This is a genomic window from Stenotrophomonas sp. YJH_SMC_123, from assembly GCF_059368215.1.
This window is the reverse complement of sequence record NZ_JCAFRM010000006.1, coordinates 270865-290620: the sequence shown is the minus strand read 5'-3', so window position 1 is coordinate 290620 and position 19756 is coordinate 270865. Positions and strand designations below refer to the sequence as shown.

The window sequence follows — 19756 nt, the reverse complement described above, 5'->3', positions numbered from 1 at the left end:
ACGCCGATGCCGCTATGATGAACGTATGATCGACACGACCCACTACGTGACGGGCGCACCTGTTACGTGGGAAGCACTGCCGACCGGCGCTTCGCTTGCCACGATGGCTCCCGCCCTGCCGTTCCACCGCCTCGCGCTGGATCCTGGCGGATGACGCCCGCAGGCCCTCGGCCTGCACTCCCCACGCTGCTGTGACCGCCGGCCGCTGATTGCGCGACCGCTGTGATCCCGTTGCTGCGTTTCCGCCGTTGCGGCGGTGCTTTGCCGTGCGCATGGCGCCGTGCCTGCACACATTCCCCGGCCCCCACGCCACTCACCGATGCCCCTGCGCCACCTGCGCCTGCATCGCCGTTTCCGATTTCCGGGACCTACCTCACCGCTCATTTCCCCTCTTCTGCCTACAAGGGAGCCCCCATGCAGGACACCCCCGATGCACACGCCCATTTCGGCTGGTTCAAACGCCGCCGCCACCTGAAGGTCGATGAGATCACCGTCGTCGACAAGCCCATGCTCAAGCGCGCCGTCGGCGCGGCCGCACTCGGCAATGCCATGGAGTGGTTCGACTTCGGTGTCTACGGCTATCTGGCCGTCACCATCGGCCAGGTGTTCTTCCCCTCCAGCAACCCCACCGCCCAGGTGATCGCTGCGTTCGCCACCTTCACCGTGGCGTTCCTGGTGCGGCCACTGGGCGGCCTGGTATTCGGCCCCCTGGGTGATCGCTACGGCCGCCAGAAAGTGCTGGCGTTCACCATGATCCTGATGGCGCTGGGCACGTTTGCCATCGGCCTGATTCCCGCCTACGAGCGCATCGGCATCTGGGCACCGGTGCTGTTGCTGCTGGCGCGCGTGGTGCAGGGCTTCTCCACCGGCGGCGAATACGGGGGCGCGGCCACCTTCATCGCCGAGTATTCCACCGACCGCAACCGCGGCCTGATGGGCAGCTGGCTGGAGTTCGGCACGCTGGGCGGCTACATCGCCGGCGCCGGCACCGTCACCGCGCTGCACATGCTGCTGAGCAGCGAGCAGATGCTGGACTGGGGCTGGCGCATTCCGTTCCTGGTGGCCGGCCCGCTGGGCCTGCTCGGCCTGTACATGCGCATGAAGCTGGAGGAAACCCCGGCGTTCCGCGCCTTCGCCGAGGAAGCCGAGAAGCGTGAGCACGAGCGGCCGGGGCTGGGCGCGCTGTTCCAGGTGCATGGCCGCCAGCTGCTGGTGTGCATGGGCCTGGTGCTGGTGTTCAACGTGACCGATTACATGCTGCTGACCTACATGCCCAGCTACCTCAGCGTCACGATGGGCTATGCCGAGAGCAAGGGCCTGCTGCTGATCATCATCGTGATGCTGGTGATGATGCCGCTGAACATCGTCGGCGGGTTGTTCAGTGACAGGCTGGGCCGGCGCCCGATGATCATCGGTGCGTGCATCGCGCTGCTGGTGCTGGCCATTCCGTGCCTGCTGCTGGTCGGTAGCGGCAACGACGGGCTGATCTTCCTCGGCCTGATGCTGCTGGGGCTGGCGCTGGTGTGCTTCACCAGCTCGATGCCGTCCACGCTGCCGGCGTTGTTCTACACCCCGGTGCGCTACAGCGCGCTGTCGATCGCGTTCAATGTTTCGGTGTCGCTGTTCGGTGGCACCACGCCGCTGGTGACCGCGTGGCTGGTGGAGCGTACCGGCGACCCGCTGGTGCCGGCCTATTACCTGATGGGCGCGGCGGTGATCGGCCTGGTAACCATGCTGTTCGTGAAGGAAACCGCCGGCCTGCCGCTGCGCGGTTCACCGCCAGCGGTTGGCAGCGACAAGGAAGCAGCCGCGCTGTTGAAGAGCGATGTGCCGGTGACGGTGGACCCGACCTTGCCGCCGCTGCCGGACGTTGCCGAGCCCGAGCAGGCGAAGCCGGCGTTGTAGACCCGAGCCCGTGCTCGGCTGACTTCCAGGGGATCAGCCGAGCATGGGTTCGACTCCGCACCCCGTGCGGCATCAATCACCCGGGGTGTCCAATTCCATCGCGCGCATCACGATGGGCTTGGCCCAGCCCGGCGTGTGCAACAGGTCGGCCACTGCGACCGGGTAATGCAGCTGGCCTGCAGCCATGGCCAATACCGGCAGCGGCACCACGCAGCCGTCGGCATCGGCCGGCGCGCTGTTGTCGTAGACATGCAGCTCGGCCAGGTGCGGCAGCAGCTCCAGCAGGTTCGCGCGCGCCGAATCGAAACGCGCGTGGATCTTCTCCACCGGAATATCGTGGCCACCGGCGGCCACCCGCGCGGCCACACGGGCGACGTGCAGCCCGACATCGGCCAGCCCACAGAACCAGATCGCCACCTGGTGCCGCTCGCAGGCCTCACGCAGCAGACGCGGAATGGTGTTGCCACCGAGCGTGGTCTCGAAGGCGAAGTCGGTGCCATCGGCCATGGCCTGGCGCAGGCGGCGGGTGCCTTCCTGCCAGGCCTCGGCATTGGCGTCCGGCAGCGGCCAGCCGGCGTCGACCAGGCGGCGGGTGAACGAGTCCGGGTTGAACCAGCTCAGCCCTTCGGCGTCCAGCCAGGTGCCCAGCAGCGAACTCTTGCCGGCGCCATTGACACCGGCCAACGCCAGGATGCGTCCCATCGATCAGAGCGGACGGCCAAGGGTGACCTTGCGGCCGCGCCGGATCGGCTGGCCCAGCACCTTGCCCAGCCCTTCCCCGCGCTGCAGCCCGGCCAGGGTCTGGTCGAACTCGCTGCGCAGGCGCTGCAGCTCCTCGCTGCGCTCACCGGCATCACCGCCGGCGGCCTTGGCCAGCAGTTCCTGGTAGGTGCGGATGTCCACGATCACCGCTTCCGGGTGGTTGTGGTTGGTGATGACCAGCGCCTGCTTTTCGCGCACGGTGCGCATCAGGCTCGGCCAGCCCCGGGTCTTCACCGACGAGGCCGGGGCCTTCTCGAGGCCAGGCAGATCCAGCGGCAGGGTCATGGCACGGCTCCAGGCGGGGTGGATGAGCGACACTATACCCAATTTGGCCAAATTGGGGATAAATCCCCTTTTACCGCAGGGGCGCGGTGTCCGGAGCGTCGGTCTGCAGCAGGCTGTCGCGTTCGCGCAGCGGGAAGCGGATCCACGCATCCAGCCCCTGTGGGCCAAAGTGCAGCTCGCCGCTGCCAGCCAGCTCGTAGGGCACGCGCTGCTCGATCAGCGCCCGGCCCAGGCCGCGCTGGCGTGGCATTTCCCAGCCCTCCACGTCGGCATGGCGCTCACACCAGTGCAGGCCCAGCCACGGTTCGGCGTCCTGCACCTGCAGATGCCAGGACACCTCGATCCGCCCCGCCTCGCGCGCGGCCGCGCCGTAGCGCAGCGCGTTGCTCGCCAGCTCATGGATGGCCAACGACAGCACCTCGGCCGCTTTCGGTGGCAGCAGCACGTCCTCACCGTGCAGCTCGCACAGGCCCGTGCCCGGCATCTGCGCCGACACTTCCTCTTCGATCATCCCGCGCAGGCAGACCCCGGCATTGCCGCCGCGGGTCAGCAGGCTCTGCGTGCGCGCCAGCGACATCAACCGCCCGCACAGCCGCTCGGCGTACTCGTCCACGCTGGCCACGGTACTGCGCGTCCGCCAGGCAAGGGCATGGATGGTGGACATGATGTTGCGGACCCGGTGCTGCAGTTCGGCCAGCAGCACCGCCTGGCGCTCGGTGGCGCGCTTGAGGTCGTCGATATCCACCGCAATGGCGAACACCCCGGTCACCTCGCCGTCTGCATCGCGCAGCGGCGCAGCGGCGACGCGTGTCCAGCGGGCGCGCCCGTCGTCATGGATGAACTGGAACTCCAGGCCAGGGACCACCGTCTCCCCCCGCAGGGCGCGGGCGATGGCGAAATCATGGGGCTCGATGCGCGAGCCGTCGGGGTGCCATCCCTGCCAGCGGTAGTGGTTGGGACGATCAGTGGACGGCACCTTGCCGGTGGGCAGATAGGTCCGCATCCGGTCGTTGGACAGTTGCAGTCGGCCTTCGGCATCGACAATGCAGACGCCCACCGGCAGCACCTTGAATGCCAGCGCCAGGCGCCGGTCGCTCTCACGGCGCTTCTGTTCCTCGCGCTCGCGGGCCGCCTGCGCGACATGCGCGGCGGTCGTTTCGAACATGGTGACAAGCACACCGTTGATGCGCCCTTCCTCACCGCGGATGGGGCTGTAGGTGATGGTGAACCAGACATCCTCCAGCCGCCCCCGCCGCGCCAGCGGATAGAGCTTGTCCTCGTAGGTGATGGTCTCGCCCTGCCACACCCGCTGGTAGATCGGGCCGTTGATGTGCCAGACCTCAGGCCAGCACTCGCGGGTGGGCTGGCCAAGCCCGCCCGGATGCTTGTCGGCGAGGATCTCGGCATAGCCATCGTTGTAGAGCTGCACCAGCTGCTCGCCCCACAGCACGATCATCGGGAAGCCGTGGGCCAGCATCAGGTCGACAGTGGCGCGCAGGTGCGGCGGCCATCGCTCGATCGCACCCAGTGGCGTGCCTGACCAGTCGTGGCGGGCAATACGGGCGGCCATGCCGTCATGGCGCGCATGCGCCTGCAGCGGCGGCGGCATGCCCGCCGGGCGCTCAATGGCCGGGAGACCCTCGATGCGGCGTGACATGCCGCGCAATCAGGCGATGCCCGCAGCAGCCTGCGGGCCTGCCACCAGCCGTGCCAGCTGCTGCACCAGTGCCTCGATGTGATAGGGCTTGGTACAGCGGGGCGCGCCAGCGAAGCGGCTGGGCAGATTGTCATCGTAGCCGGAGGTCAACATGAACGGCGTGCCGGCGTCCGCCAAGCGGTCGGCCAAGGGGTAGACCAGTTCACCCCCCAGGTTGATGTCCAGCAGGGCGACATCGATGGGGTTCTCATCGACCAGACGCCCCAGCGCCTGCAGGTCACCGGCCGGTCCCACCACCTGCGCGCCCTTCAGTTCCAGATAGTCCACCAGGAACATCGCGATGGCGAATTCATCTTCCGCCACCAGCACCCGCAGCCCTTTCAGGCCCTCTGGCTTGTTGCCCGCTTCCAGCACGACCCGCGCTCCTCGATACACGCGGCGCACCTCTGCCGCAACGCCTGCAGGATGCGCGAAACGGGCTACAAGGGCGCGTGATGATCGATGAAGATCGCCGCCACGGCCCGTTCACCCAGGCATTGCAGCGGCGCGTTCAGAACGCACGCTCCCATTTCAGGCTGAGCAGGCTGCGGTCGTGGCTGTACAGCCAGCCGACGTTGCTGTCGATGCGGGCGTAGCGCAGGCCCAGGCTGGGCACCAGCCCGGCCACCGCCAGCCGCTCGCTGCGCACGATGGCGATCAGGTTCTGTTCGTCGTCCTGCCTGCGCGCCTCCAGCAATGGACTCCAGGCGTCGTAGTCGCGGCGGCGCAGCGACACGAACACCGTGGCCGTGGTGCCGCTCCACTGCCGCGCCGCGCCCAGCCGCAAGCCGCGCTGGCGGTAGCCGTTGGCCGGGTCGGCAGCGCTGCTGCCGGTGACATCCAGCCCGGCGAAGACCGTCCAGCGCGGATTGAGCGCACGGAACCAGGTGGCATACACCGATGCCAGCTCGCCGTCATAGTTGCTGGCCAGGCCCTGTTGGCGATACCGCTGGCGCTTCCAGTCGGCCTCCAGCTTGAGCAGGCTGCGTGCATCCGGGGCGTACTGCCATTCGCCGTGCACGCCACTGCCGCCCTGCAGCGCATGGTTGCCCAGGCCCTGGACGTCATAGCTGGGGGCAAGCAGCACGGTCTGCCGCGCACTGCGCCAGCTGTAACCTGCCTGCACATTGGCATTGAGCTCGTTGTAGGCACGGTGCCCGCGCCATGCCTGACCGAAGGCGAGACCGCGCACGTACAGCCCATGATGCCCGTCGAGGACCCAGCGCCGTTCCAGGCTGGCGTCGTAGTCGAGGCCCCCTGCGTGCTGGGCGTCGGGCAGTTTCCGTTCGATGAGGCAGGCGTCGCCTACGCCGAACAGGCAGGTGCGGCTGGCCGAGCTGCGGTTGATGTTGTCACTCCATGCGGGGCCGGCGGACAGCGCGCCTTTCCAGCGCTGGCGCGCCTGCAGGGCACCCAGGTAACCGTCCACGCGCGCGCGGACGCCGGCCGTGGCCGGATCATCAGCATTGATGCCTGCAGCGATGGCCGTGAACAGCGCGACCGCATCGCGATCACGCTGGTCTTCCGCATAGACACGTGCCAGCTCGAGTCGGGCCGGCAGGAACTCCGGCTGCGCCGCCAGCAGCGCTTCGTACTCCTTCGCCGCGCGACGATGGTCGCCGGCCACGCGGGCCAACGCCCCCTGCGCGTAATGGCGCAGCAGCGGGTCATGCCCCGGCAGTTCGATGTACTCCTCGAGGAACGCCGCGGCGGCCCGCCATTGCTGATGCTGCAGTGACAGGTAGAGGGCCTGGCCGAGATCGTCGACGCTGCGCTCCACGCGCAGCGTCCTGCCGTCGATGGTGATGGTCGGCCGCTCCGACTCGACCTGTTGCAGGCGCTGCCGGTCCTGCTGCTGGTGGCGCAGTTCGCTGCCCTGTTCAAGCACGCGGCGCAGATCGTCCTGCTGGGCGCGCACATCAGCGGCAGCCAACAGCAGTACGACAAGGAAGGTGGAATGGCGCATGGTCGATCCGTGGTGGTGCATGCAGCGGCCGAAGCAGGGACTGGCGGATCGCGGCTTGTCCCTGCCCTGCCCCGTCAGGGGCGTGGCGATCAGTTCTTGCTGCCGCCGAAGGCGGTGTCGTACTGGCTGTTGCCGGCGAACGTGGCGATACCGGCGAGCGTGGCCGCGTTGGCGCCGAAGAACTGGCCCTGGCTGTTGCCGGTGACCGAGCCGTTGGCCACGGCGGTGCCGGCGAAGGATGCATCGGCGCTGTTGATGTTGGCGCTGATCGCCAGGGTCTGGCCACCACCGGTCAGGCCGCCGGTCAGCTTGCCAGTGCCGAAGTTCGCCGCGAAGGTACCGCTGAGCAGGTTGCTGCCATTGAACCGGTTCAGGCCGGCCACCGCGTAGGTGGCGGTACCGCTGGGCAGGGTGGTGCCGGCGCGGTCACCAGCGAAGTACACCTGGCGGTTGTTGAAGCCACCTGCAGCGCCGTCCTTGGACCATTCACCGAACCACACATCGCCACTGCCCACCTTGACGAAGTTGAAGTGGCCCATGCCGGAATGGCTGCCCGGCGTACCGGTGATCGGCATGGCCAGGGTACGCACGGTAACGCCGTTGACGGTGGTCGGGGCCGAATAGGCCGCCAGCCCCTGGAAGTCGACCGGCTTGCCATTGGAGACGGTGCCGACGCCGATGCCGGCCTTGCCTGCGCTGTGCGGGCCGCCGTTGACTTCGGAGGCACCGACCTTGACGTACAGCTGCGAATCGGTGGCCGGGCTGGCCGCACCGACGATGTCGGCGGCCTGGGCGGCACCGGCTAGTGCGAAGGTGGCGGCCATGGCCAGTACGGAACGGGAGATCATCTTCATGGAACTACTCCTTGGGTTGAGGGAACAACGGGTACAACAACGAGACAGGTCATCAGAAGCGTGCAGTGACACCGAGCTTCAGCGTGCGCCCCGGCGCCGGCAGCGTAGAGCGCGTGGCCGGGTCGACGTAGTAGCGGTTGCCGAGGTTGGTGCCGACCAGCTCGACGCTGGTGTGGTCATTGAAGCGCCAGCGCGCGTAGGCATCGACGGTGGTGATGTTTCCCCAGGTGAACGGCACGTTCTGCCAGATCAGGCCACCGCTGCCGGCGTACAGTCGGTCACGGTAGGCCTGCAGGTCCGGGTTCTGGTGGCGCTGGTAATGCACGATGCGGCTGCCCAGCTCCAGGCGCTCATCGAACAGCCGGGTGCCCAGCGACACGTTCACCGACAACCGGGGAATGGCCTGGGTCAGCAGGTAGCCACTGACGAAGCCGTCCTGCACGCAGTTGGGCACCTTGCCGGCCAGCGCATCGAGCTGCACCGCCATGCTTTCGTCGCAGACCTTGTTTTCCAGCGTACGGGTGATGCCCAGGTCGGTGAAGAAGCGCCGGTTGTCGAACCGCGCCTGCAACTCCACGCCGCGGATGCGCTGCTTGTCCAGGTTGTCGAACAGGAAATTGCCGTCGCGCTCGATCACGTTGCGGGTCTTGTGCACGTAGTAGGCCAGCTTCACGTCGGCATCGGCAGTGTTACCGAACAGTGCGGACAGGTTGTGCACATAGCCCACTTCGTAGTTGTAGGCGTGCTCGGGCTTGAGCGGGTACAGCGGGTTCAGGCTGCTGGAGAACGCGATGGTGCTCTCGAACATGCTGGGGAAACGCACCGCCTCGCTGTAACGCACATAGGCGCGCGCATTGGGCGAGAAATGCGCGGTGGCCGAGAAGGTCGGCAGCCAGGCATGGTCGCGCCTGCGCTCGTTGCGGCCGGCCACCGTCTGCGACCGCCCGCTCTGGATGCTGCACAGGATCTGCGCGCCCTGCACCGGCAACAGCCCGGGAATGGCCGCCACCTGACCATTCAGGCACGGGTTGCTGGCACGGCTGTAGTTGCCGTCCGCATCCGGCAGCCACGGAATGCTGTGGTCCACCGCCACCGGCGTCTCGTACCTGCTCAGCAGGCCCTTCAGCAGATCATCAACGATGAAGCCCATGCCGATGCTGTCCCAGAACGCGCGCTGCGCCTCGATGGCGTCGATCTCGCCCTGCAGGCTGGCCGGGCGCTCAGGCAGTTCGTTGACCCGGTAGCGGGCCTCCTTGGGGAACACAGAGGTGGTCATCAGTTCCGGGTGTTCCTGCAGGAAATCATCGAAGGCCCAATAGCGCGCGTAGCGCACGCCGGCGCTCAGGGAGAGGAAATCCACCGGCCGCCAGTCCAGCACCAGGTAGCCCTCGCCTTCCTGGCGGCGCCCGGCGCGCGGGTACATGCGCCAGCCATCGCTGACGCCAAAGTACGGGTCCGCCGAGCGCAGTTTCTCGAACTGCCAGTTGCCGCCCACCGTCAGGTCCAGGGTGGAATGCAGCGCGAAGCGGTTGCTCAGGGTCAGGCCGGTGCGGTCGTTGCGGGCATTGGCCAGCGCGGTATTGCGCAGGATCGGGCTGCTGCCGGGGTTCCAGTCGGGGTTGCTGGCAAAATTGGGGAAGCCGCCAGCGGTGTAGGTATCGCTGGTGGTTTCGGTGCGCCACAGGTTGGCACGCAGGTCCAGCCAGCGGCTGCCGGCAGGCTGCCAGTGGTATTCCAGGTTCCAGGCATCGGCATCGACGCGGCTGAGCGGCCACTGGATGCGACCGTAGTCGGGCGCGGACAGGATGCGCGAGGGCATGATCTCGCCGTAGTGGGAGAGCGTACGCCGCCAGGTGGCGCGCAGCTGCTGGTCATCGTTGATCTGCCAGGTCGCCTTCAGCAGCCACGATTCCTGCTCGCTGGAGGTGTTGGGCACCTCGTCGCCGGGCTTGAAGTAGCGCGCCAGCGTGGTGATGTAGTCCAGGCCCTTGTACTCGAACTGCTCGCGCGGGTCCTGGTCGTAGTACGCCGTGCCCTGGGTGCCGGAGAAGTAGTTGCCGCGCTTGCGCCAGGCATACGCGGCCATCAGGTCCACGTGTTCGCCGCGCAGGCCCAGCGCCAGCCGCCAGGCCTGGTCCTCGCCGGCGAACACATTGGCTTCCGAACCGCGCGACTTCACCGGCACCAGCAGCGTGCTGTCGGCATACGGTGCCGAGGGCGAGCCCTGCGGGAACCCGGGCACCGTGCGGTAGTCCTCGCCGGTATGCAGCCGCGGCAGGCGTGGCGCCACCGCATTGCTGCTGCCTTCGATCTTCAGCTCCCCGCCGAAGCGCTCACCCGTTTCCACGATGTCATCGACGTCGATGGTCTTGATCACCAGCGCGCCACCGATCCCGCTGTGCACATCGCGCACCAGCCCCGGCCCCTTGATGACCTGGATGCCACCTATCAGGTTGGGATCGATGTAGTTGCGGTTGCTGACGCCGTTGTAGCCGCGCCAGACCGTAAGTGCCTGCTCGCCGCCGTCGATGCTGACCGGCACCCGCCCCGGCCCCTGGATGCCGCGGATGTTGATGTCCAGCGCGCCACTGTTGCGCGCATCGCCGCTGAACACACCGACCAGATCCTTGACCACGTCGGCCGGATTGGAGCCGCGGTAGCGCTCCACCCGGTCGCGCCCCGAATACGCCGTGGCCATGTCCAGCGCGAACACATCATCGTAGCCGCGCCGATCGCGGGCCTCGCCCCCTTCCGACTGCAGGCGACCGGCCACGTCCAGTGTCTCGGTCACCCGCACCCCTTCCCCTTCACCCGCCTCCGCTGCGGTACGCAGGCTCCAGGTGCCGTCCATGCCACGCTGCGCGCGCACGCCGCTGCCACGCAGCAGCAGCTGCAGGGCCTGCATCTGGCTGTACTCGCCGCTCACCGCGCTGGAGCGACGGCCTTCCACCAGGTCACTGCGGAACACCACCTGCACATCGGCCTGGCGGCCAAAGGCACGCACGGCGTCGGCCAGGGGCTGTTCCGGAATGGCGTACTGGCGCAGCGGCGCGACGACCGCCGGTTGCGCCTGCCCGGCCGGCACCCAGGCCAACTGCAGCAATGCGGTGGAAACAGCCAGGGCCAGAGCGGTGGCGCGACGATGACAGGCGGATGCCGTGGACGGCATGGACAGGAACTCCTCAAGCGGGGCGGGACCACGGACACGTCCGGTGCCCGGTGGTGTGTCTGGCTTGAGAAGAAACGCTGTTTCGCTCTGGCTATACCCCTATAGACAGCGGGCTGCGACGACTGCCCACGGTTTTTTCATGTTTTTTTTCATGCGACCGGTTCGTCCATGTTCCGCGGGTGCTTCACCACAGCAGCAACGCACCACCGGGCAAGCGCTGCACGCGCAGTCCCGCCTGCGCGGCCACGGCGACGATGGCCGTGTCCGGTTGCTGCAGGTGGAACAGGCCACTGACCCGTATGCGTGCGCCCTGCCCGCCCAGTACCCAGACCGGGGCACGACGGTAGCGCGCCAGGTCGGCGATGGCCTGCGCGGCCGGCCGATCATCGATCACTACCTCGCCACGCCGCCACGGCGCCATGCTCTCCGGATCTTCCAGCTGCACCGGCTGTAGCCAGTGCCCGTCACGGAACATGCGTGCCTGTCCGGCATGCAGGCGCTGCACGCTGCCATCGCCCGGGCGCACATCGACCACACCCGCGCTGACCTGGGTGGTGACCGTGGTATCCAGCATCGACACGCTGAAGGCAGTGCCGATGTCACGGACCAGGCCGCCCGCTGCCTCGACCTGGAACGGGCGAGCCTCGTGCGCTACCTGGAACCAGGCCTGGCCGCGCAGCAGGCGCAGGTGGCGCTGCCGGTCATCGAACGAAAGTGCCAGCGCGGTGCCGGCATCGAGTACCGCCGTGCTGCCATCGGCCAGCTGCACCACTCGTGGCGCATCGCTGCTGCGCACATCACTGCGCGCCAGCAGCAACGCATGCGGAGCGGCCGCGACCATCAGCACCACGGCCGCAGCCGATGCCAGCAGCCACGGCAGGCGACGGCGCGGTGCGATCGGACGCAGCCCCTGGCGGTCGGCGGTCAGCTCGGGCAGCGCGGCCAGCACCTCGGGCCCAGCAGCGTCCAACCGCTGCCAGAAGGCCTGCTGCTGGCGCCAGGCCAGCGCATGGCGCGGATCGGACTGCAGCCAGCGCTGCAGGGTGCGTTGCTGGCGTTCCGGCAACGGGCCTGCACTGCACCGTATCACCCAGCGCAACGCCTGCCTGGCCTGACGCGGCGAGGGTTCGGACGTGGTCATGGTTGTGGCCTGCCGCACCGCGAATGGGTGCGCTTTCCTGTTGTGACAACGGCGGGCACGATCTGCCCACGGCAATCGCCGCTCATCGGCCCATTCCCCGCTGCTGTTGCTGGATCAGCAGCGCTGCGCGCAGCACATGCTTGCCGACCAGGCTCTTGGAGATCCCCAGGCGCGCGGCAATCTCGCGTTCGCTCAGGCCCAGGTAGCGGTTGAGCACGAAGCACTCGCGTACCTGGGCCGGCAGGGCCAGGATGGTCTGGGTGATCTCGCGCAGCTGCGCCTGGTCCAGCGCCTGCGCCTCGCCGTCGTGGCCTGCCTCGGCCATGCCGGTGGCGTACTCGGCCATCGCGCGCCGCTCGCGGGCGTCGGCCTGGCTGCGGTTGAGCGCGTGGTGGTAGGCCATCCGGTACAGATAACCGCGCGGCTCCAGGATCGGTGGATCGCCGGGCACGCTGCTGGCCTTCAGGTAGAGGTTCTGCAGGGTGTCCTCGGTGCTGGCCGGGTCGAGGTAGCGCGCGACGAAGCGGGACAACGCACGGCGCTCGCGGATCAGCAGCTCGACCAGCGCCAGGGCATTGGGAGACATAGGTGCCAAGGCCGGACCGGGGAATGATGGGCGTGATGGCGACGGTCCGGACGTGGATTGTGGGCTGCGGGGCCGCAGGCGGCAAGCCGCGCCACGAAAGCATCATCGACGCATGGCGTGGATGGAGGATCTACGGTTCCTCCAGCGCCTCGAAGCGTTCGGCGAGGTAGTCGATCAGCGCACGCACCGCAGGCAACAGGCCGCGTCGCGACGGGAACACCGCGTGCACGATGCCGTGCTTGGGCACCCACTCCGGCAGTACCGGCACCAGCGCGCCACTGGCCAGCTCGTCGCTGATCATCATCCGCGGCAGCATCAGCAGGCCCACCCCGGCCACCGCGGCGGTGCGCAACGCGATCATGTCATCGCTGACCAGCCGCGGGCGATGGTGCACGCTGGCCAGCACATCGCCCGGCCCGGTGTATTCCCAGGCATGCTGCTGGCTGGGCGATGCCAGATCCACGGTCGGCATCATCGCCAGGTCGGCCGGCACCTGCGGCGTGCCCAGCCGCTGCAGCAGCGCCGGGCTGGCACTGGTGCACCAGACCCGGCGCGCCAGCACGCGTACCACCAGGTCACTGTCCTCCAGCGGCGGCGGCCGCACGCGGATCGCCACGTCCACACCCTCGCCCACCACATCGACGCGCCGGTTGGTGGCGTCCAGCTGCACCGTCACCTGCGGGTGCAGGGCCAGGAAATCGGCCAGCATCGTGCCAATGCGCGCGTGCAGGATCGCGATCGGACACGCCAGGCGGATTGTGCCGCGCGGCTCGGCACGTGACATCGCAATGGCTTCCTCGGCCGCTTCGGCTTCGACCAGCATGGCCTTGCAGTGGCGGTAGTAGTCCTGGCCGACCTCGGTGACCGAGAAACGCCGGGTCGAACGCTGGATCAGGCGCACGCCCAACCGTTCCTCCAGCAGCGCGATGCGCCGGCTCAGTTTCGACTTCGGCATCGCCAGCGCCCGGCCGGCCTGCGAGAAGCCGCCATGCTCGACCACCATGGCGAAGTAGAACAGGTCGTTGAGGTCACAACGGCGGATATCTGCGATGAACACGGGGCGATCTCCTGCGGCCACGGCCTGCAGACATTGTTCACCAGATAGGACTATGACGGCAAATACTGGCGTCTACCGGCCTTATTGTCACGGCGATATCGTCTTCGCAACGAAGAACAGCGGCCGGCAGCCCCGGTCAGGAGATCGCCATGAAGCGTGTCACCGGTACCTACAGCGCCCCCCGCCCGCACTGGGTGGGCGACGGATTCCCCGCCCGCTCGATGTTTTCCTACAACACCCACGGCCAGCACCTCAGCCCGTTCCTGCTGCTGGATTACGCCGGCCCGTACACCTTCGCCCCCAGCAATACGCCGCGTGGCGTCGGCCAGCATCCGCATCGCGGATTCGAGACCGTCACCATCGTCTATGAGGGTGAGGTCGCCCACCGCGATTCGACCGGGGCCGGCGGCACCATCGGCCCGGGTGACGTGCAGTGGATGACGGCTGCCTCCGGCATCCTCCACGAGGAATTCCACACGCCGGAATTCAGCAGGCGCGGCGGCACGCTGGACATGGTCCAGCTGTGGGTGAACCTGCCGGCGCGCGACAAGATGGGCACACCGGGCTACCAGACCCTGCTCGACGCAGAGATTCCCTCGGTGGATCTGCCCGATGGCGCCGGCCGCGTGCGGGTCATTGCCGGCCGCTTCCACGGTCATGCCGGCCCGGCGCGCACCCACACGCCGATGGATGTCTGGGACATCCGCCTGCAGCAGGGCCACCACACCGACCTGCCGGTGGCCGAGGGCCGCACGCTGGCGCTTGTGGTGCTGAAGGGCACGGTGCGGATCAACGGCGGCCAGCCGGTCGGCGAAGCGCAGCTGGTCACCTTCGACCGCAGCGGCGAGGACGTGTTCGTCGACGCCGACAGCGACGCCACCGTACTGCTGCTCAGCGGTGAGCCGATCGACGAGCCGGTGGTGGGCTATGGCCCGTTCGTGATGAACAGCCAGGCCGAGATCGCGCAGGCGGTCAACGACTTCAACAGCGGCCGCTTCGGCCGGATCGCGCACTGATCGTTTGAAAGCGGCGGGCGATGGCCCGCCGCACCCTCCGGGCCATCGCCCGCTTTTTCCAGGAGACTGACCATGAGTACCCCCGCCAACTTCAACGGTGCCCGCCCGGTGATCGATCCGGACAGCACCGCGATGCTGCTGATCGACCATCAGAGCGGCCTGTTCCAGACCATCGGTGACATGCCGTTCACCCGCGTGCGCGCCCACGCCACCGCGCTGGCCAGGATGGCCACGCTTGCAAAGATGCCGGTGATCACCACTGCCTCTGTTCCGCAGGGCCCGAACGGCCCGCTGATCCCGGAGATCCACGACGCAGCCCCGCATGCCCGGTACGTGGCGCGCAAGGGCGAGATCAACGCCTGGGACAACCCGGAATTCGTTGCCGCAGTGAAGGCCACCGGCCGCAGGCAGCTGATCATTGCCGGCACCATCACCAGCGTGTGCATGGCCTTCCCGTCCATTGCCGCCGTTGCCGATGGCTATCAGGTGTTCGCGGTCATCGATGCCTCGGGCACCTATTCGAAGATGGCCGAGGAGATCACCCTGGCCCGGGTGGTGCAGGCCGGCGTGGTGCCGATGGACACCGCCGCGGTGGCCTCGGAGATCCAGCGCAGCTGGAACCGCGACGATGCCCAGCAATGGGCCGAGGTCTACACGAAGATCTTCCCGAACTACCAGCTGCTGATCGAAAGCTACCTGAAGGCGCAGGACGTGCAGAAGAACCACGAGCCGCTGGATTCGCAGCGCAGCTGACCTACGCCCGGGGTGCCGGCCCGCTGTCGGCACGCCTCTCAACCGGAGACCCATCATGTCCAGTGAACCGATCCGCGACCCGGCCAGCGATCATCTGCTGACCCCGCAGAACTCCGCGTTCATCATCATCGACTACCAGCCGGTGCAGGTGAACTCCATTGCTTCGATGGACCGCCAGTTGCTGGTCAACAACATCGTCGGCACTGCCAAAGCCGCAGTGGCTTATGGCCTGCCGATCGTGCATTCGACGGTGAACGTCAAGACCGGCCTGAACAAGCCGCCGATTCCGCAGCTGCGCCAGGTGCTGGGTGACTATCCGACCTACGACCGCACCACCATCAATTCCTGGGAAGACGTCCAGTTCCGCAGGGCGGTGGAAGCCACCGGCCGCCGCAAGCTGATCATGACCGCGCTGTGGACCGAGGCCTGCCTGACCTTCCCGGCCTTGGATGCGTTGAAGGAAGGCTATGAGGTGTATGTGGTGGTCGACGCCGTCGGCGGCACCTCGCTGGCCGCGCACGATGCCGCGCTGCGCCGCATCGAACAGGCCGGCGGCCAGCTGATCAGCGTGCCGCAGCTGTTCTGCGAGCTGCAGCGCGACTGGGCCCGTTCGGAAACGGTGCCGGCCTTCATGAACCTCTTCATTGAAACCGGCGGTACGGCGGGCATCCAGTTCTCGTACGATCGTACCGAGTAACCGGGTGGCGGCGCCGGTCCTGGCTGGCGCCGCCTTTGGGGAGCCGTCGAGCATGGCTCGACGCTACAGTGTGTTTAATCGAGCGTGGCTCGACGCCATGGATAGATGGAGAATGTGATGGCCTACGCACGCATTGTTTCGACCGCCGACAATTACCTGCACCACATCAGCAATGGCAGCTTCGATGTGGATGCGGACGAGCCTGCCTCGTTGGGCGGCCAGGGCAAGGGCTTCGCGCCGTTCGACCTGTACCTGGCCTCGCTGGCGGCGTGCACCGCCATCACCCTGCGCATGTACGCGCAGCGCAAGGGCTGGGACCTGGGCGAGTTCCATGCCGAGCTGCGCTCGGAACGTGACGAGGACGGACGCCTCCACGTGCACCGCGTGCTGCATGCCAGTGCCGAGCTGAGCGATGCGCAGTGGCAGCGATTGCTGGAGGTGGTGGAAAAGACCCCGGTGACCCTGGTGATGCGCGAAGGTGCACGCATCACCAGTGAGCGCGGGGCGGCGGCGTAACAGAGGGCTCAGCGCCGTGAATGCAGCACCGTGCGCTGACGCATCGCGTTGAATTCCTGCTCCACCTGCTGGATGTCTTCGGCCTGGAACCCGGCGGCATCCAGCAGCTGGTCGGCGGCCGCGGCCGCCAGCGGATCATCGTCACGCTGGCGCCAGCAGCGCGCCGGCAGGAAGTAGCCCACTTCGCTGCGCCCGCGCATGATCACCACCGGCCGGCCCGCGTACAGCAGGAACTCGGCCAGGTGCTGGCGCAGGCCCTCCACGGAAACATAGGCCGGTCCAACACCCAGCATCTGGCTGGACGGTTCGGGACTCTCGAACAGCTTGCGACGGCTCATCCACTCCTCCTTTTGAACAACGCGTGGTCTCCTTTCCCTAGACGGGCGCATCGCTGCGCCCCCGCCACGCACTACGTGATCCGCATCACGCCCGCTACTCAGAAGCCGGTGTTGAACTCCAGCTGGAACACGTCGATCGACAGCGGCGCACCGGACACTTCCTTGGCCGCCATCCACTTGCCGCTGATCCAGCTGCGCGCGTCCAGCGCATAGGCACCGCCCACGTAGTAGCCGCGGGCGTTGGTGCCACCGAGGTGGAAGTTCGGATCGTTGTAGGCATCCGGCAGCGCATCGGCCTCGATGTGCTTGTAGCCCAGCAGCGCCTGCCACTGGCCCTTCTCCTTCAGCTCGGTGGCACCGAAGGTGGCCTGCAGCATCCATGCCGTGTCGCCGCTGCGGAAGGTATCGATGCTGGCGGCACCACCGGCACCGTAGTTGTTGACGATGCCGTTGTTGGCGCGACTGAACATCGCCTGCTTGTCATAGGCCAGGTTGCGGATGTAGTCGCCTTCAAGGCGCAGGCCGACGTCCTGGGCCAGCTGCGTATCCCAGCGCATGTTCAGCGTGGCCAGGCGGAATGCCGAGGCCAGGCCGACATACTGCGGGGTGGGCGTATTGGCCGGATCCAGCGGATTGCGCGCGATGTCGCGGATCAGCATCAGGGTGTTGCCCTTCTGCATGAACGCCGGACGCGACCAGTCGGTGTCGCAGCCCACCGCGCCCGCATACAGCGCGCACGGCGAGGACAGGCGGCCGCTGATGTTCTTGAAGTCGTAGTAGCCCAGTGCCGCGCGCAGCGCGTTGTCGTCATTGAAGCGCCAGTTCACGCCCACCTGCGCCCCGGACAGCCACTTGTTCTCGTTCGGGGTCTTGACCCGGCTCTGGCTGGGCGCGCTGTCGGAGGTGTATTCCAGCGGTACCACCGCCAGGTTGCCGAACAGGCCGAGGTCGCCGCCGTCGAAGTCGTACTTCAGGTTGGCGGCCAGGCCATCGAAGTTGAGGTCGTTGGAGAACAGCGTGTCGCTGGTCCAGAACGGATTGCCGAAGCGGCCGCCGCGCACCGTCACCCAGTCGGCCGGGCTGTAGGCCAGCCATGCCTGGTCCAGCCATACATCCTTCTTGCTCAGGCCGCCACCCAGCTGCTCGGTGGTCGACACCGGGCCATTGCTGCTGCCGCTGGCCAGGCGCACACCGGCCGTGGTGTGCTGGCCGATGGTCGCCTCGATGCCCAGGCGGGCGCGGATGCGCCACAGGTTGCGGCGGTCCTGGCGGGTGTTCAGCAGTGGTGGCAGCTGCAGGTTGGTGTTGGTGTTGGTGTCGAAGCCGTTGCCGGAATTGATCGACGACCAGTTGCTCACGATATCGCTGTTGCGTTCGGAGAAGAAGCGCGATTCGCTGCGCACGCGCATGTCACCGGTGACCTTGATGCGCTTGGTCCACTCAGCCACTTCGTTCGGTGCCGCCCAGCCCTCGGACCTGGCCTGCGCCATCACGTCCTGGCGTACTTCGTCACGGATGCCGTCGCGCACGCTCTGCGGCACGTAGGGCACGCGCACGTCGCCGGCCTCCAGGGCGACACCGCCACTGGCGGCCGAGGTCGCGGTGGCTGCGCTGCGCTGGGCGGCCGCCGCTTCGGCCTCGGCCTGCACCAGCAATGCTTGGCCGTCTTCTGGTTTCAGTGCGCCGCTGGCGATCAGGCCCTTGATCAGCTTGACCATGGTGGTTTCAGCGGCCATCGCACCGGCCGGGGCGGCCAGGCTGAGCAGCACGGCGCAGCACAGCAGCGCCCGTCGGGCCGGCCGCGGGCGGCGGGAATCGGTTCGTGCGCGGACGTGGTCGTTCATCACGGTTCTCATCGAAAGAAGGGAAATCACGGAGGTCGGGAATCAGGCCCCGGGCCGGCGGCCCTGGATCAGGACGCGGGCGGGGAAATCAAGCGACGGTGGGGGTGCCTGGTCGACCTTGCCGATGCGACGCAGTGCATCGAGCACGGCCGCGTCGGCCTCCTCGTTGCCACTGCCACGCACCAGCTCGACCTTTTCCAGGCGGCCATCGCTGGCCAGCCACACATTCACCTGCAGCTGGAACGCCAGGCGCTTGACCTTGTCGTCGCGCGAGATTGCCTGCTGCATCAGGTAGCCGAGGTAGCGCCCATAGGTGGCATTGCCGGCACCGCCGCGACCGACGCCGGACGAACCGCCACCATTGCCGGACTGGATGCCGAAGTTGTCACCGCCGGCCTGCGCATCGGCGTTCATCGTCACCGGATTTGCATTGTCCGGTGCCGGCGTCGGCTCTTCAGCCGGCGTCGGCTGCTCCAGCGGCTCCGGTTCGGGCATCGTCTCCTCCGGCGGCGTTTCTGGCTCCGGCGGCTTTTCCGGCGGCGGCGGGGGTGGCGGAGGCGCTGGCGGCAGCGCCAACATCGGCGGCTGCACCACCGGCCGACGGGTGCTGGCGGTGTCCTTGAACAGCATCCACCACACGGCGATGCCGAGCACCAGCAACGCGGCCAGCACCAGCGCGACAGTCACCAGAAACTGGCGACCGCGCATGCCGGGCTCCGGCCGAGGGGGTTGATGGGCCGTCATGCCTCAGCCCTGCGCCTTGCCCGTGACCAGGCCCACCTGGGCCAGCTCCAGCCGCCGCAGCAGGTCCAGCACCTCGACCACGCGGGCGTACTGCACCTGTGCGTCACCGCGCACGATCACCGGGAAGTCCGGCGTGGTCGCGCGCTCGGTGCGCAACCGGTCTTCCAGCTCGGCCATCGTCACCGGGTAGGCATCCAGGAACACTTGGCCGCTGGGGTCGATGGTGATCGCCTTGGTCTTCGGCTTCTCCAGCGCAACGCTGTTGCTGGCCTTCGGCAGGTTGACCTCGATGCCGGGGATGGAAGCGTTGCTGGTCAGGATGAAGATCACCAGCACCACCAGCAGCACATCGACGAAGGGCGTCACGTTGATGCCCTTCTCGCGCTTCTTGATGCCGAACTTCGCCTTCTGGCCCATGGCGCGCCCC

Annotated in this window: 19 protein-coding genes; 5 read left to right on the top strand and 14 right to left on the bottom strand. The window is 67.6% G+C overall.

From position 1 onward, the window contains the following. The first annotated feature begins 414 nt into the window (after positions 1 to 414). Positions 415 to 1905, top strand: a complete 1491-nt coding sequence (gene proP, locus AC5P5W_RS15265) for a glycine betaine/L-proline transporter ProP (RefSeq protein WP_046430926.1) — start codon at positions 415 to 417, stop codon at positions 1903 to 1905. A gap of 72 nt (positions 1906 to 1977) precedes the next feature. Here the strand turns inward: proP and AC5P5W_RS15260 are convergent, their stop codons facing one another. The 10 genes from AC5P5W_RS15260 to AC5P5W_RS15215 form a co-directional block, all read right to left on the bottom strand. Continuing rightward, the gene (locus AC5P5W_RS15260) at positions 1978 to 2607 is read right to left on the bottom strand and encodes an ATPase (protein WP_014647342.1); all 630 of its coding nucleotides are present in this window, start codon (positions 2605 to 2607) and stop codon (positions 1978 to 1980) included. 3 nt (positions 2608 to 2610) lie between these two features. Beyond that, positions 2611 to 2952 carry a type II toxin-antitoxin system prevent-host-death family antitoxin gene (locus AC5P5W_RS15255; protein ID WP_014647343.1) on the bottom strand — a complete coding sequence of 114 codons (342 nt, stop codon included), beginning with the start codon at positions 2950 to 2952 and terminating at the stop codon, positions 2611 to 2613. A 70-nt stretch (positions 2953 to 3022) separates the two neighbouring features. Then, entirely contained in the window at positions 3023 to 4609 is a 1587-nt protein-coding gene (locus AC5P5W_RS15250; protein WP_164077810.1) for a PAS domain-containing protein, read from the bottom strand. Between the two features lie 9 nt (positions 4610 to 4618). Continuing rightward, complete coding sequence (locus AC5P5W_RS15245) at positions 4619 to 5023, bottom strand: response regulator (RefSeq protein ID WP_014647345.1); 405 nt, start codon at positions 5021 to 5023, stop codon at positions 4619 to 4621. Between the two features lie 136 nt (positions 5024 to 5159). Beyond that, the gene (locus tag AC5P5W_RS15240) at positions 5160 to 6614 is read right to left on the bottom strand and encodes a surface lipoprotein assembly modifier (protein WP_197575177.1); all 1455 of its coding nucleotides are present in this window, start codon (positions 6612 to 6614) and stop codon (positions 5160 to 5162) included. 89 nt (positions 6615 to 6703) lie between these two features. After that, positions 6704 to 7468, bottom strand: a complete 765-nt coding sequence (locus AC5P5W_RS15235) for a Slam-dependent surface lipoprotein (protein ID WP_014647346.1) — start codon at positions 7466 to 7468, stop codon at positions 6704 to 6706. A gap of 52 nt (positions 7469 to 7520) precedes the next feature. Then, positions 7521 to 10637 (bottom strand): TonB-dependent receptor domain-containing protein, encoded by a 3117-nt coding sequence (locus AC5P5W_RS15230; protein ID WP_197575175.1) that lies wholly within the window; start codon positions 10635 to 10637, stop codon positions 7521 to 7523. 184 nt (positions 10638 to 10821) lie between these two features. Further along, complete coding sequence (locus tag AC5P5W_RS15225; RefSeq protein WP_197575173.1) at positions 10822 to 11778, bottom strand: FecR domain-containing protein; 957 nt, start codon at positions 11776 to 11778, stop codon at positions 10822 to 10824. An 82-nt stretch (positions 11779 to 11860) separates the two neighbouring features. Beyond that, positions 11861 to 12364 carry an RNA polymerase sigma factor gene (locus AC5P5W_RS15220; protein ID WP_014647349.1) on the bottom strand — a complete coding sequence of 168 codons (504 nt, stop codon included), beginning with the start codon at positions 12362 to 12364 and terminating at the stop codon, positions 11861 to 11863. 130 nt (positions 12365 to 12494) lie between these two features. Beyond that, positions 12495 to 13421, bottom strand: coding sequence for a LysR family transcriptional regulator (locus tag AC5P5W_RS15215; protein WP_014647350.1), 927 nt, complete (start codon positions 13419 to 13421; stop codon positions 12495 to 12497). 149 nt (positions 13422 to 13570) lie between these two features. Between AC5P5W_RS15215 and AC5P5W_RS15210 the strand changes: the two genes are divergently transcribed. The 4 genes from AC5P5W_RS15210 (at position 13571) to AC5P5W_RS15195 (ending at position 16403) form a co-directional block, all read left to right on the top strand. Next, entirely contained in the window at positions 13571 to 14437 is an 867-nt protein-coding gene (locus AC5P5W_RS15210; protein ID WP_197575171.1) for a pirin family protein, read from the top strand. 72 nt (positions 14438 to 14509) lie between these two features. Beyond that, complete coding sequence (locus tag AC5P5W_RS15205) at positions 14510 to 15190, top strand: isochorismatase family protein (RefSeq protein ID WP_197574672.1); 681 nt, start codon at positions 14510 to 14512, stop codon at positions 15188 to 15190. 55 nt (positions 15191 to 15245) lie between these two features. Continuing rightward, positions 15246 to 15887, top strand: coding sequence for a hydrolase (locus AC5P5W_RS15200; protein WP_032962577.1), 642 nt, complete (start codon positions 15246 to 15248; stop codon positions 15885 to 15887). Positions 15888 to 16004: 117 nt separating this feature from the next. Continuing rightward, on the top strand, positions 16005 to 16403 hold the full coding sequence (locus tag AC5P5W_RS15195; protein ID WP_049404363.1) for an OsmC family protein: 399 nt from the start codon (positions 16005 to 16007) through the stop codon (positions 16401 to 16403). Positions 16404 to 16411: 8 nt separating this feature from the next. Here the strand turns inward: AC5P5W_RS15195 and AC5P5W_RS15190 are convergent, their stop codons facing one another. The 4 genes from AC5P5W_RS15190 to AC5P5W_RS15175 all read right to left on the bottom strand — a co-directional run bounded on the left by AC5P5W_RS15190 (position 16412) and on the right by AC5P5W_RS15175 (position 19746). After that, positions 16412 to 16741 (bottom strand): hypothetical protein, encoded by a 330-nt coding sequence (locus AC5P5W_RS15190; RefSeq protein ID WP_005409871.1) that lies wholly within the window; start codon positions 16739 to 16741, stop codon positions 16412 to 16414. Positions 16742 to 16839: 98 nt separating this feature from the next. After that, entirely contained in the window at positions 16840 to 18585 is a 1746-nt protein-coding gene (locus tag AC5P5W_RS15185) for a putative porin (RefSeq protein WP_197574673.1), read from the bottom strand. Between the two features lie 42 nt (positions 18586 to 18627). Continuing rightward, positions 18628 to 19293, bottom strand: a complete 666-nt coding sequence (gene tolA / locus AC5P5W_RS15180; RefSeq protein WP_197574674.1) for a cell envelope integrity protein TolA — start codon at positions 19291 to 19293, stop codon at positions 18628 to 18630. Between the two features lie 39 nt (positions 19294 to 19332). Beyond that, positions 19333 to 19746, bottom strand: a complete 414-nt coding sequence (locus AC5P5W_RS15175) for an ExbD/TolR family protein (RefSeq protein ID WP_005409874.1) — start codon at positions 19744 to 19746, stop codon at positions 19333 to 19335. Positions 19747 to 19756 lie beyond the last annotated feature (10 nt).